A 13,630-nucleotide genomic window follows, 5' to 3' on the forward strand; every position below is an offset into this window, starting at 1 on the left:
ATGATAAGGGTGGCTAATATGCCATTCTTTAAAACCAATTATAACTATCTATCATGAGCCATGACTAGCCCTTTTGGTCGAGACAGAGTACACTAAGTGCTAAATTTATCACTTGTATTGACTATTAGAAATAAGGAACAACCATGCCACAATATCGCTCAAAAACCTCCACGTCTGGTCGCAATATGGCGGGTGCACGCGCACTTTGGCGTGCAACCGGTATGACAGATGAGGACTTTAACAAACCGATTATCGCGATTGCTAACTCGTTTACCCAGTTTGTACCCGGTCACGTACACCTAAAAGACTTGGGTCAGTTGGTTGCCCGCGAGATTGAAGCGGCAGGTGGTGTTGCCAAAGAATTTAACACCATTGCTGTGGATGATGGTATCGCCATGGGTCACTTGGGTATGCTCTATAGCTTGCCTAGCCGTGATTTAATTGCCGATAGCGTGGAGTATATGGTCAATGCCCACTGCGCCGATGCGCTAGTTTGTATCTCCAATTGCGACAAAATCACCCCGGGTATGCTGATGGCAGCGATGCGCCTTAATATCCCAACGATTTTTGTGTCGGGCGGTCCAATGGAAGCGGGCAAAGTATTGGCATCTACGTTGGGCGATGGACATACCACCCATGAAACGGTGATGAATGAATTGGGTGAAAAAATTCGCAAACTTGACCTAGTCGACGCCATGATTGATGCGGCAGATGACTTGATTAGTGACGAAGATGTGGCACAAACTGAGCGTTCTGCTTGCCCAACTTGTGGCTCATGCTCAGGTATGTTCACCGCCAACTCGATGAACTGTTTGACCGAAGCCTTAGGCTTATCCCTGCCTGGCAATGGCTCGTTACTTGCCACTCACGCCAAACGTAAAGATTTATTCTTAGAAGCAGGTCGCCGTATCGTAGCACTTGCCAAACGTTATTATGAGCAAGATGACGCCAGCGTATTACCACGTTCAATTGCGACCAAAGCAGCATTTGAAAACGCCATGAGCCTTGATATCGCCATGGGCGGCTCAACCAACACTATTCTACATTTGCTTGCTGCTGCCCATGAAGCCCAAGTAGATTTTAAAATGGCGGATATTGACCGTTTAAGCCGCCGTGTCCCTTGCCTATCGAAAGTTGCCCCTGCGACACAAAAATACCATATGGAAGACGTGCATCGCGCTGGCGGGGTGATGGCAATTTTAGCCGAGCTTGATCGCGCAAACCTGCTGCAAACCGATGTCCCCACCGTTCATAGTGCTTCACTCAAAGCAGCGCTTAGCCAATGGGATATCATGAATCCTGATAATACCGAGGCACGTGAGCGTTACATTGCAGCCCCAGGTGGGGTACGCACCACGCAAGCCTTTAGCCAAAACAATGAATGGTCCAATCTTGATGTCAACCGCGAATCTGGCTGTATCCGTAGCAAAGAATTTGCCTACTCACAAGACGGCGGTTTAGCGGTATTGTTTGGTAATATCGCTGAACGTGGCTGTGTGGTCAAAACAGCGGGCGTGGATGACAGCATCCTAAAATTTACCGGTCGTGCCCGTGTTTTTGAGAGCCAAGATGACGCCGTGGCTGCCATTTTGGCAGATGCGGATGATGCAAGAAGCATCGTCGCCGGTGATGTCGTGGTGATTCGCTATGAAGGTCCAAAAGGTGGTCCCGGTATGCAAGAGATGTTGTATCCCACCTCTTACCTAAAATCAAAAGGTCTGGGTAAAGCCTGTGCGCTACTTACCGATGGTCGTTTTTCAGGGGGTACGTCGGGTTTATCCATCGGTCACGTGAGCCCAGAAGCCGCTGAAGGCGGTACCATCGGTTTGGTCAATGAAGGCGATACCATCGAGATTGATATCCCTAATCGCTCGATTCATTTGGCGGTTGAGTTTGCCGAACTTGAAAAACGCCGAGAAGCGATGGTGAGCCGTGGCAACCAAGCTTGGAAACCTGTCAATCGTGAACGCCAAGTGTCAGCAGCCTTGCGGGCGTATGCAGCGATGACAACTAGCGCGGATACCGGCGCGGTGCGTGATGTCAGTCAAGTAGAGCGCTAATTTTTTACTCCAAACGACATTACTATCAAAAAAATTGTCAAAAAAGAATTATCAAAAAAGATCGATGCTACTTATCGGTCTTTTTTTTAGCGCCATGAAAAATTTTGCCAAGCTCATACTTTATGTCCACAGTTTTAGATACCATGTACGGTTTTTAAAAGGTAAGTTTTATAAAAGATGCGATTTATAAAAGCATTATCCACATCGGATGAATTCTGCTAAAATACAATGTTTACATTTTTTTGATAATATATGCCAAACTTAATTTTGAAAACTCTTAAGGAGCCGCTGTGAGCCGTCCGTTTTCTTCAGCCGATATACGTCAAGCTTTTATCAATTATTTTGCCGAAAATGGTCATACCCCAGTGGCATCATCGAGCCTAGTCCCACACAATGACCCTACCCTGCTATTCACCAATGCTGGTATGAACCAATTTAAAGATGTGTTCTTAGGGATAGACAAACGCGATTATAAACGTGCAGTATCTTCACAAAAATGTGTGCGCGCAGGCGGTAAACACAATGACCTTGACAACGTCGGCTATACCGCGCGTCACCATACGTTTTTTGAGATGCTCGGTAATTTCTCGTTTGGTGATTATTTTAAACAACAAGCCATCCCTTTTTGTTGGGAGTTTTTGACATCTGATAAGTGGCTTGGATTACCCAAAGATAAACTTTATGTGACGGTGTATCACACCGATGATGAAGCCTTTGATATTTGGCATAACGTGGTGGGCTTGCCTGCCGAGCGTATCATTCGTATTGGTGATAATAAAGGCGGTCAATACCAATCGGATAATTTTTGGGCAATGGGTGACACAGGTCCTTGCGGTCCTTGTACCGAAGTATTTTATGACCACGGCGAGCATATCTGGGGCGGTCTGCCAGGTACACCTGAAGAAGACGGCGACCGTTTTGTCGAGATTTGGAACAACGTCTTTATGCAGTTTAACCGCCAAAAAGACGGCACACTTGAAAAACTGCCTGCGCCAAGTGTCGATACGGGAATGGGTTTAGAGCGTATTAGTGCCATCATGCAAGGCGTGCATAGCAACTATGAAATCGATATATTTACCCATCTGATGCAGCACGCGGCGCAAGTGATCGGCTTGCCAAACGATATCGACTTACAGTCTGAGCCATCACTCAAAGTGCTTGCTGACCATATCCGCTCGGTTTCCTTCTTGATTGCAGATGGCGTACTGCCAAGCAATGAAGGTCGTGGTTATGTGCTGCGTCGTATCATCCGCCGCGCGGTTCGCCATGGCAACAAATTAGGTGCAACTGATAATTTCTTCTACAAACTGGTCGCGCCACTTACCCAAATCATGGGCGATGCCTACCCACAGCTTCGGGAACAGCAAGCCAACATTGAGCAAGCCATCTTAAAAGAAGAAGAGCAATTTGCCAAAACCTTATCACAAGGTCTCAAGCTGTTATCCCAAGAATTAGATAGCTTAAAATCTGGCGATACTTTATCGGGTGCAACAGTGTTTAAACTGTATGACACGTATGGCTTCCCTGCCGATTTGACGGCGGACATCGTGCGCGAACGTGACATCAGCATTGATGAAGCCGGTTTTGAACAAGGCATGGCGCAGCAACGCGCCCGCGCCCGTGAAGCGGGTAAATTTGGCGTTGATTACAACCAATTGATTCAAGTTGACAGTGCCACTGAATTTTTGGGGTATGACAAAGCAGAACACAGCAGCACTATTACCCACTTATACCTTGAGGGCAAATCTGCTGAACAATTGCAGGAAGGCGATGAAGGGGTCATTGTATTATCGGCAACGCCTTTTTATGCTGAAGGCGGTGGTCAAGCCGGTGAATTGGGTGATATCCAAACCGAAACCGGCGTATTTGAAGTACAAGACACCAAAAAATCGGGTCAAGCCATCATCCATCATGGCGTGGTCAAAATGGGCAGTATCCGCCAGGGTCAGTCAAGCGAAGCACGCGTCGCAAGCCAAGTACGCGCCATGAGTGCCAAAAACCACTCCGCCACTCACCTACTGCACGCCGCCCTTCGTGAGCATCTTGGCACAGGCGTCACCCAAAAAGGGTCATTGGTCAATAGTGAGGTGTTGCGTTTTGACTTCTCGTATGACAAAGCCTTGACTGAGCAAGACATCATCACCATTGAAAACATCGTTAACCAACAAATCCTTGCCAACCAACCTGCCACTGTAGAAATGCTCAGCATGACGCAAGCGCAAGACAAAGGCGCGATGGCACTGTTTGGTGAAAAATATGGTGACACGGTTCGTGTATTGTCGATGGGTACGGTAGATAAAGATGGCAAGCCTTTCTCCATCGAGCTATGTGGTGGTCTGCATGTACAACGCACGGGTGATATCGGCTTATTCAAAATCGTCAGTGAGCAAGGTATCGCGGCAGGCATTCGCCGTATCGAAGCGGTGACAGGCATGGGCGCAGTCAAATATGTGCAACAAGGTGAAAAACAGCTCAATCAACTTGCCAGTCAGCTCAAAGCAAGGCGCGACGAAATCGCCGAGCGTGTCCATCAACTGACCGACAAAACACGCGACCTTGAAAAACAGCTTGAGCGTTTGCAGCAAAAATTGGCCAGCAGCCAAGCCAAAGACTTAATCAACAACGTGCAAGATATCAATGGACAAAAAGTGCTGATTGCAAGTTTACAAGGCATGGATGGTAAAGCATTACGCACGATTGCCGATGACATGAAGTCAAAATTGCATGATGGCATCGTGGTGCTCGCTGGCGTGGCTGACGATAAAATTGCGCTGACAGCCAGTGTCGGCAAAGACTTAACTAGCAAAATCAAAGCGGGCGATATCATCAAACACTTAAGCGAGCAGCTTGGCGGTAAAGGCGGTGGTAAGCCAGACTTTGCCCAAGGCGGCGCAAGTGATGTGGCAGGATTGCCAACCGTATTAGATGCGCTACCAAATTGGTTGGCTGAGCGACTTGCCTAATTAAAACTAACCCTAAAAAAACGCCGAATTACTTATTCGGCTTTTTTTATGGGGTTATTTTTTATGCGACTATATTTATGCGGCTATATAAGGCATGCGTTTAATCAGGCTTAATCAAAGTGCCATTTACTTTAGCCAAACATTCGGTATCATAAAGCCTAAAGCACATTGTGTATAATCATCACTATAATCGCATTTATAGTCGTGTCTATAATCACATCTAGCATCTTATCAACCAACGAAGCTTTAAAACACGCCTAGCGCTTTAAAAAACTTATAATCAAAAAGGAAACATCATGGACAATCATTACCAGCCCCCCAAAATTTGGACAAATGATAGCCAAAACGGTGGCAAATTTGCCAGTACCAACCGCCCTACCGCAGGAGCGACCCACGAGCAACACTTACCGATTGGTAACAACCCTTTGCAGCTTTACAGCTTAAACACGCCAAACGGTATCAAAATCAATATCTTACTTGAAGAATTGGCAGAGCTCGGTATTGAGGGCGCACAGTATGACGCCTACAAAATCGACATCATGAATGGCGACCAATTTGGCTCAGATTTTGTTGCCATCAATCCCAATTCTAAAATCCCTGCACTGGTGGATAACGGTGTTAATCCACCGATTAAACTGTTTGAATCAGGGGCTATCTTGCTATACCTTGCCGAAAAGTTTAGGCAGTTTATCCCAGCAGACACCGCTAAACGTGCCGAATGTCTGTCATGGCTATTTTGGCAAATGGGCGCTGCGCCGTATGTCGGTGGCGGCTTTGGGCATTTTTATGCATATGCCCCAGAGAAGTTTGAATATGCTATCAATCGCTTTACCATGGAAACCAAACGCCAATTAGATTTACTCGATCAACATTTAGCGACTCACACGTTTATGGTAGGTAATGACTACAGTATCGCGGATATGGCGATTTGGGCATGGTATGGTCAGTTGGCACTGGGCAAATTGTATAACGCTGGCGAGTTTTTACAAGTGCAAAACTACACCCATCTACAACGCTGGGCAAAAAACCTGCATGACCGTCCTGCTGTGCAACGCGCTGTAACCTTACCCCTACAACCGATTGCCTAAACTGATAACTTTTGGTTCATAATACCCATCCAATTTTCAGCCAGTCATTTGGGGATTTTTGGCAATTTTGCCTTGCCCCAAAATTGGGAAATATGGTATAAAGTACCGTTTAATTTACGTTTCGTGACATTGTAAACAATCTGCTAAGCAATCCATCAGGGACTTGGTATGGCAAGTCTTGCATAGCAATTGCAAACAACGTGCACGATATTATAGGGTGTATTGACAATGGCTTTAATCGTACAAAAATACGGTGGTACGTCGATGGGTAGTGTCGAACGTATCAAAAATGTGGCACAGCGCGTCAAACGTTGGCATGACAATGGTCATCAAGTGGTGGTTGTCGTCTCTGCGATGAGTGGTGAGACCAATCGCTTGATTGATTTGGCACGTCAAATCAGTAAAGAGCCGAACGCTCGTGAATATGACCAAATGGTGTCAACCGGTGAGCAAGTATCGATTTCTTTACTTGCTATGGCATTAAATGAAATCGGTGTGAGCGCCAAGTCAATGACTGGTGGACAAGTGGCGATTCGTACCGATGATAGCCATACCAAAGCCCGTATTCAACATATCGATGATACTCAGCTTCGTGCTGCACTCGATGCTGGTATGGTCGTTGTAGTGGCGGGTTTCCAAGGTGTGGATGAAAAAGGTGACATCAACACCTTAGGTCGTGGAGGCTCGGACACCACCGGGGTTGCACTGGCTGCTGCCCTATCTGCCGATGAATGTCAAATCTATACCGATGTCGACGGCGTATATACTACGGATCCACGGGTGACATCAAAAGCCAAAAAATTATCAAAAATTACCTTTGAAGAAATGCTAGAAATGGCAAGCCTTGGCTCAAAAGTGTTGCAAATTCGCTCGGTTGAATTTGCCGGCAAATACCAAGTACCACTGCGTGTTTTATCCAGTTTTGATGAAAACGCCGATGGTAAATTCGATGATGATTTTAAAAAGAATGTAGGTACATTAATTACCACCGATGAGGGAGACAGCATGGAACAACCAATTATTTCGGGCATCGCCTTTAACCGTGACGAAGCTAAAGTATCTATCTTAGCAGTGCCTGATCGCCCTGGTATTGCGTCATCGATTTTAAGCCCAATCAGTGCGGCCAATATCGAAATCGATATGATTATCCAAAACATCGCAGAAAACGGATTGACCGACTTTACCTTTACCGTTAACCGTGGTGATTTTGATAAAACCCTAGCGATTTTGGGTGACAATCTTGCTGAGATTGGCGGCAAAGAAATCGTGAGCAATAACAAAGTGGTTAAAGTATCACTGGTGGGTGTTGGAATGCGTTCACATGCAGGCGTGGCAAGCAAAATGTTTGAAACACTGGCAGAAAACAACATCAATATCCAAATGATTTCTACCAGCGAAATCAAAATCTCGGTACTGATTCAAGAAGAACAACTGGAAAAAGCGGTTAAAGCATTACATACCGCTTTTGGTATTGACCGTGAAGACGGTGAAAGCAAGGTTGCTGGATTATAAGAAATTTGTAATTCCCCACAAAAACAAGGTTAATATTCGCGTTTTGCGGGTGTTAACCTTTTTTTTACTTCCGCATTTCGTTTATAATGGCATCTCGTTTATTGGGCACAAATGCAACTGACCCCTCAATGCCTATTTTGACTGTTGGCAAATAGCCGCCAAGCATGATGAGTTCGCTTAAATTATGCCTTTGCAGTCTGTCTTTAACGTATCATTGGGCAATGATACATGATAATATATTTGACGAATTTAGCCAATTTATCGTTGAATCATCATAGGACATTGATGGTACTTGTTGCGACATAAGGAGTGTGACGCATGTTAATTTTGACTCGCCGTGTTGGCGAAACGTTAATGATAGGTGACGAAGTCAGTGTCACCGTACTAGGTGTAAAAGGTAACCAAGTCAGACTGGGCGTCAATGCGCCAAAAGACATTGCCGTACACCGTGAAGAGATTTATCAAAGAATTTTGCATGAACGCACTGGGCATGAACGCATGGGTTATGATAATCACCCAGTCGATTTTGCCGCCCATGATAGAATGGGTCAAGACCGCAGTGGTTTTGGGGCAGCCAGTCATGAGGCCTTTCCCCAAGAGCGCAGTAAACCCTCTCAACCGCGCAACAGCGGTCAGCAAATGCGTCATTTAGAAAACCGTGTGGAAAACCGCGGTTTTGGTCAGACCAACAATAATTTTAACCCAGCGTTTGATCCGTTTGAGGACGATTATTTTAATCGTTAATGACGGCCGCTATTTTGACTTTTGGAGTAACTATGAGCGCTATTGATAAGCTAGAACTATCAAAACTATTAGCTAAACTAGAAAACAAATCGCTAGATTTTGCTTCCGTACTGGCTACTATCGATAGTTACTATGACTATCGCCCAACTGAGTTTGTCAATGGCGAAGTGCACAATTCGGCAGGCGAAAATGAAGGCAGTGCGAAAGTATTCGGCTTTGCGCTACTCAACCATTTGACCCAACAAGATACGCTAAAACTGTTTGCTGAGCACTATGACAGTGTTAAAGCAGAGCCAAAAGGTACAAACCATGCCAATATCCGTAACTTTAGATTTTTTGGCTGGCAAGGCTTTTTAATGCAGCGTAACTGTTTAGTACCAAAAGCGTTAACGCCAAAAGCGTCATAACATCATTTAATATCCTTAATTCTTAAAATCTAACCGTTTTTTGCGTCAAACAAGGTAGCCGATGGGTTGCCTTTTTTTATCCAATGTTTTTGATTTTAAAGAATGGTTTTGAGAGACTCATTGGTTATTGGTTTGCCCTTAACTGCTCGCGTATTTGTTTTTTTTGCTCACGGCGATGGCGAAAAAAATCCTGCAATAACGCGCGACTTTGCTCTGCCATTACGCCTTGTTTTACGGTCAAAAAATGATTATAAAACGCCACTTGGCTAAAATCCTGTCGGCTGACAATCATGCCTGCTTTCGGCTCTGTCGCTGCAAAAACCAAGCGCGATACTCTGGCGTGAATAATCGCTCCTAGACACATGGTGCAAGGCTCAAGCGTGACAAACAGTTCACAATCCGCTGGCAGACGGTAATTGTCAAAATATTGACACGCTCGCCTTATTGCCACTATTTCGGCGTGGGCCGTGGCATCATGACTTAAAATCGGTTGATTGTAGCCTTTGGCTATGATGGCGCCTTGATGCACAATCACCGCACCCACTGGCACTTCCCCTAGCTGACCGCCCTCGGCTGCAACGTCAAGCGCCGCTTGCATAAAGGCGTAATCGCTGTCACAAAGGCCTGTTTCACAACAGTTATCCTCACTTTCACTCATTATGATACCACCCAAACTACTGTGGCAAATGCCAATCTATCGGGCTTTTGCCGTGCGCTATCAGATAATCATTGGCTTTGGAAAAAGGACGCGTGCCAAAAAAACCACCCCGATTGGCACCAAGCGGTGATGGATGCGTGCCTGTAATGATTAAATGCTTAGAGGTATCAATAAAACGGCCTTTTTTCTGTGCGTAACTCCCCCATAGGATAAAAACACAGTGCTCACAGTGCTGATTAACAGCCTCAATCACTGCATCAGTGAACGTTTCCCAGCCAATACGTTGATGGCTGCCTGCCTGCCCTGCTTCTACGGATAACATACTGTTGAGTAGCAGCACCCCTTGGGTTGCCCAATGGGTCAAATCGCCATGTTTTGACGGGGCGATACCCAAATCGGCGGCGAGCTCTCGTAAAATATTTTGTAGACTCGGGGGTTTGGGAATGGCTTTGGGCACAGAAAAAGATAACCCCATCGCTTGTCCCGCGCCATGGTACGGGTCTTGACCCAAAATCACGACTTTAACCTGCGACAAAGGCGTCAAATTAAACGCATTGAACATCTGACTACCCGAGGGATAAATCACTTTTTGCGCATGATATTGATCTCGCAAAAACTGGCGAATCTTATCCATATTGCTGCTCGTTAACTCTGTCGCCAAGGCGTGCTTCCAATCGTCAGGCATTTTGACATTGGCTAAAACTTGTTGTTGTTCAGGCGTTAATGTTTTCATGGTTTATCTGCTATCAAAAATTATTAAAAAAGCCAAAGAATTTCTTGGCTTTATTGTAGCAAATAATTGTCATCAATAAGTGGAACACTTCTATGTTGTCTATTCTATACTGACTGATTATTCTGAGAAAGTTTGACGCAGGGTAAAATCGTCTAATTCGACCGCTTCACGGCTGCTTTTTTCAGTGGGTGGAATTACTTGCGCTTCGCCTGTCACTACCGCCTTACCCTCTTGATTGGTCACTTGGCAATCTAACACCACCCATTTTTTGCTATCGTCTTTACTTTTCACCGTCAAGGTCGCGGTTAAGGTATCATCGATATGCACAGGACGACGAAACGACAAACTTTGGTTCAGATAAATTGTCCCCAAGCCTGGAAATTTGGTACCAATCAAGGCTGATAATAGGCCGGCTGTCCACATACCATGGGCAATCACGCCTTTAAACTGGCTTTGCTCGGCATACTCATTATCAAGATGCGCAGGGTTGTAGTCATGGGTAACAAGCGCAAATGCTTTGACATCATCTACGGTCACTTGCCGGGTCATACTGGCAGTTTGCCCGATAGTTAATTCCTCATAGGTAAAATTACTAAAAGTTGTCATTGTCCGTCCTTTTGTTCTTGTTGATTAATTTCATAAAAAACCACGATTACAAAATCGTTTTGATGGTTTGACTATAGCATAAATTTCGCAAATTTTTATGACAATGACTACGCGTTCATGAACCCAGCTGACTTTAACAATTACAAATTTTTTATCTTTTTGCTTGACTTGATGAACTGCTAATAAAATCAAGCGTCTAGGATTTTTGCAGAAAAATAGGCAAAAAATTGAAAAAAATACAAGCTAGAATTACAAATTTTTTTAGGCTATATTGTGCGAAATAATAAAACAACCCCTAGATATAGTAGTTTTTTGCAAAACCTTGCAATAATATGGCAATGACTTTGCGATGCTACATACGTAATGCAGCTTCGGCTCAAAAGCGGTCGTTAAAAGCGGCACACATACTCACTATACTTTCGGTTAGCTGTTTTATTTGACATTTTTATATCACCACCTCTCACTCAGCGCCTTTTAAATACATACAGATATGACGTTGATAAATAGGTAACAAAAAGGAACGTATTATGACTCGTACTGAAGATATCCTCGTGCAAAAACGCGACGGGCGTTTGGAAAAAATTGATTTGGATAAGATTCACCGAGTCATCGAGTGGGCAGCAGAAGGGCTCGATAATGTGTCCGTCTCACAAGTAGAAATCAGCTCACATATCCAGTTTTATGACAAAATCACCACCAAAAGCATCCATGAAACCATCATTAAATCAGCTGCGGATTTGATTTCTGCAGCAACGCCTGATTATCAGTATTTGGCAGCGCGATTGGCAATTTTTCATTTACGCAAAATCGCGTTTGGTCAGTTTGAGCCGCCGCATTTGTTTGACCATGTCACCAAACTGACCCAAGAAGGTCGGTATGATGCCCATATTTTGCAAGACTTTAGCAAAGAAGAATTTGATATACTCAATGACTATATTGACCACAACCGTGATTTGAGCTTTGCGTATGCCGCCGTCAAACAAATGGAAGGCAAATACTTGGTGCAAGACCGCGTCAGCAAACAAGTCTTTGAAAGCCCGCAATTTTTGTATATGCTCGTTGGTATGTGTCTGTTTGCCAGTTACGACAAACAATATGACAAGGCTGCGCGATTAGATTACATCAAGCGCTTTTATGACACCACGTCCACTTTCAAAATCTCACTACCAACGCCAATCATGTCGGGCGTGCGTACCCCATCGCGTCAGTTTAGCTCATGTGTACTCATTGAATGCGATGATAGCTTAGACAGTATCAATGCCACCACCAGTGCCATCGTGCGTTACGTGTCACAGCGTGCCGGTATTGGTGTCAATGCGGGTCGTATTCGCGCATTAGGTAGCCCAATTCGTGGCGGTGAAGCGCAGCACACCGGCTGTATTCCTTTTTACAAACTATTCCAAACTGCCGTCAAATGCTGCTCACAAGGCGGCGTGCGCGGTGGTGCAGCGACCTTGTTCTACCCGATTTGGCATTTGGAAGTGGAAAATCTGCTGGTGCTCAAAAACAACCGCGGTGTGGAAGATAACCGTGTTCGCCACATGGATTATGGCGTACAAATCAATAAAACCATCTATACCCGATTGATTAAAAATCAAAACGTGACCCTGTTTTCACCATCGGATGTGCCAGGTTTGTACGATGCTTTTTTTGCCGATCAAGCCGAGTTTGAGCGTTTATATGAGCAATATGAGCAAGATGAATCCATTCGCAAACGCAGTGTGCCCGCGCAAGAGTTGTTTAGCCTGATGATGCAAGAGCGTGCCAGCACGGGTCGTATCTATGTGCAAAACGTTGACCATTGCAACACCCACAGTCCGTTTGACCCAAGTGTTGCGCCAATTCGCCAATCCAACCTATGTATGGAAATCGCGCTACCGACCCAACCGCTTGACAACATCAATGATGAAAGCGGTGAAATCGCCCTTTGTACGTTATCAGGGATTAACTTGGGTGAAATCAACCAATTAGAAGACATCAAAGAGCCCGCGGAACTGATCGTGCGTGCGCTAGATGCCTTGCTTGACTACCAAGACTACCCTGTCATCGCTGCTAAAAATGGTTCCATGAAACGCCGCACGCTGGGTATTGGTGTCATCAACTACGCCTATTATCTTGCCAAAAATGGCACCAAATATTCAGATCCTACGGCGCTCGGTTTAACCCATCGCACTTTTGAAGCCTTACAGTATTATTTGTTGGTGGCGTCAAATAGACTGGCTAAAGAGCAAGGCGCTTGTCCTGCATTTGGCGATACCACGTATTCACAAGGTATTTTACCGATTGATACGTATAAAGGAGATATTGATGCGATTTGTAATGAGCCGCTACAACTCGACTGGGAAGCGCTGCGTCACGATATCAAAACCCACGGTCTTCGTAACTCAACCTTGACCGCCTTGATGCCATCAGAAACCTCTAGCCAGATTGCTAACGCAACTAATGGCATTGAGCCACCGCGTGGTCTGGTATCTGTCAAAGCATCAAAAGACGGTATTTTAAAACAAGTAGTACCTGAGATTGATAAGCTCAAAGATCAATACGAGCTATTATGGCAAATGCCAAATAACAAAGGTTATTTGAGTCTTGTGGCGATTATGCAAAAATTCATTGACCAAAGCATCTCAGCGAATACCAACTACGACCCGACCAAGTTTGAAGATAGCCGTGTCCCGATGAAGGTGATGATTCAAGACTTGTTGATGGCGTATAAATTGGGCGTTAAGACGCTGTACTATCATAACACCCGTGATGGCGCAAATGATGCCCAAGACGACCTTGAAAATGGCTGTGCTGGCGGCGCTTGTACTTTATAAGAGAGTATTTAGGGATAATACTGATGGATTATCCCTAGTTTTT

Annotated in this window: 9 protein-coding genes and 1 pseudogene; 7 read left to right on the forward strand and 3 right to left on the reverse strand. The window is 45.0% G+C overall.

What is annotated here, in order from left to right:
* Positions 1-143: 143 nt before the first annotated feature.
* From ilvD to RT064_RS09655, 6 genes and pseudogenes are all read left to right on the forward strand, one after another.
* Positions 144-2,060 (forward strand): dihydroxy-acid dehydratase, encoded by a 1,917-nt coding sequence (ilvD, locus tag RT064_RS09630; RefSeq protein ID WP_313063088.1) that lies wholly within the window; start codon positions 144-146, stop codon positions 2,058-2,060.
* Between the two features lie 290 nt (positions 2,061-2,350).
* A complete protein-coding gene (gene alaS, locus RT064_RS09635) occupies positions 2,351-5,023 on the forward strand; it encodes an alanine--tRNA ligase (RefSeq protein WP_313063089.1) in 2,673 nt (890 codons plus the stop codon).
* Between the two features lie 296 nt (positions 5,024-5,319).
* Entirely contained in the window at positions 5,320-6,111 is a 792-nt protein-coding gene (gene yghU, locus RT064_RS09640; protein ID WP_313063091.1) for a glutathione-dependent disulfide-bond oxidoreductase, read from the forward strand.
* Positions 6,112-6,339: 228 nt separating this feature from the next.
* Positions 6,340-7,623, forward strand: a complete 1,284-nt coding sequence (locus RT064_RS09645; protein WP_313063092.1) for an aspartate kinase — start codon at positions 6,340-6,342, stop codon at positions 7,621-7,623.
* Between the two features lie 318 nt (positions 7,624-7,941).
* Positions 7,942-8,124: pseudogene (gene csrA / locus RT064_RS09650) on the forward strand (carbon storage regulator CsrA); the annotation flags it as partial.
* A 275-nt stretch (positions 8,125-8,399) separates the two neighbouring features.
* Positions 8,400-8,774 (forward strand): HopJ type III effector protein, encoded by a 375-nt coding sequence (locus tag RT064_RS09655; protein WP_313063093.1) that lies wholly within the window; start codon positions 8,400-8,402, stop codon positions 8,772-8,774.
* 124 nt (positions 8,775-8,898) lie between these two features.
* Here the strand turns inward: RT064_RS09655 and tadA are convergent, their stop codons facing one another.
* The 3 genes from tadA to RT064_RS09670 form a co-directional block, all read right to left on the reverse strand.
* Positions 8,899-9,432: a tRNA adenosine(34) deaminase TadA gene (tadA, locus tag RT064_RS09660; RefSeq protein WP_313063094.1), complete on the reverse strand. Its 534-nt coding sequence runs from the start codon at positions 9,430-9,432 to the stop codon at positions 8,899-8,901.
* A gap of 16 nt (positions 9,433-9,448) precedes the next feature.
* Positions 9,449-10,165: a uracil-DNA glycosylase gene (gene ung, locus RT064_RS09665; protein ID WP_313063095.1), complete on the reverse strand. Its 717-nt coding sequence runs from the start codon at positions 10,163-10,165 to the stop codon at positions 9,449-9,451.
* A gap of 117 nt (positions 10,166-10,282) precedes the next feature.
* Positions 10,283-10,771, reverse strand: a complete 489-nt coding sequence (locus RT064_RS09670; RefSeq protein WP_313063096.1) for a MaoC/PaaZ C-terminal domain-containing protein — start codon at positions 10,769-10,771, stop codon at positions 10,283-10,285.
* A 527-nt stretch (positions 10,772-11,298) separates the two neighbouring features.
* Here RT064_RS09670 and nrdA point away from each other — a divergent pair.
* Positions 11,299-13,587 carry a class 1a ribonucleoside-diphosphate reductase subunit alpha gene (nrdA, locus tag RT064_RS09675; protein ID WP_313063098.1) on the forward strand — a complete coding sequence of 763 codons (2,289 nt, stop codon included), beginning with the start codon at positions 11,299-11,301 and terminating at the stop codon, positions 13,585-13,587.
* Positions 13,588-13,630: the final 43 nt, after the last annotated feature.

Source organism: Moraxella sp. CTOTU49097, from assembly GCF_032064105.1.
Taxonomy (GTDB): domain Bacteria; phylum Pseudomonadota; class Gammaproteobacteria; order Pseudomonadales; family Moraxellaceae; genus Faucicola; species Faucicola osloensis_B.

Bases quoted from the DNA above. Each gene is read 5' to 3' on its own strand.
- ilvD (WP_313063088.1), top strand. From the start codon at position 144: ATGCCACAATATCGCTCAAAAACCTCCACGTCTGGTCGCAATATGGCG.
- yghU (WP_313063091.1), top strand. From the start codon at position 5,320: ATGGACAATCATTACCAGCCCCCCAAAATTTGGACAAATGATAGCCAA.
- RT064_RS09645 (WP_313063092.1), top strand. From the start codon at position 6,340: ATGGCTTTAATCGTACAAAAATACGGTGGTACGTCGATGGGTAGTGTC.
- RT064_RS09655 (WP_313063093.1), top strand. From the start codon at position 8,400: ATGAGCGCTATTGATAAGCTAGAACTATCAAAACTATTAGCTAAACTA.
- tadA (WP_313063094.1), bottom strand. From the start codon at position 9,432: ATGAGTGAAAGTGAGGATAACTGTTGTGAAACAGGCCTTTGTGACAGC.
- ung (WP_313063095.1), bottom strand. From the start codon at position 10,165: ATGAAAACATTAACGCCTGAACAACAACAAGTTTTAGCCAATGTCAAA.
- RT064_RS09670 (WP_313063096.1), bottom strand. From the start codon at position 10,771: ATGACAACTTTTAGTAATTTTACCTATGAGGAATTAACTATCGGGCAA.
- nrdA (WP_313063098.1), top strand. From the start codon at position 11,299: ATGACTCGTACTGAAGATATCCTCGTGCAAAAACGCGACGGGCGTTTG.